Origin of the sequence: Streptomyces sp. SID3212 (assembly GCF_009865405.1) — a bacterium.
Lineage (GTDB): Bacteria > Actinomycetota > Actinomycetes > Streptomycetales > Streptomycetaceae > Streptomyces.
Genome location: NZ_WWJY01000327.1, coordinates 1 through 205, shown reverse-complemented (window position 1 = coordinate 205; position 205 = coordinate 1). Strand labels below are relative to the sequence as shown.

General features: G+C 80.5%; 1 protein-coding gene. It reads left to right on the top strand.

The features are described 5' to 3' along the window. The coding region (locus GT042_RS09720) for a glycoside hydrolase family 20 zincin-like fold domain-containing protein (protein WP_161308303.1) at nucleotides 1–205 on the top strand (205 nt) is incomplete at both ends.

Genomic DNA, 205 nt, shown 5'->3' with positions numbered 1-205 from the left:
ACCCGGCCTCCCCGGTCGCCGCCACACCCGACCCCGAGGGCCGGGCGGCCGTGCCGGACGTGTGGCCCAGGCCGCAGACGATCAAGGCGGCCGGGCGGGCGGTCCCGCTCGGCGACCTGGTCACCGTCGTCGCGGGCGAGGGCGCCGACCCGGTCGCCGTCCAGGCACTCACGGACGCGCTGCGCGCCGCCGGGGTCCGTACGGT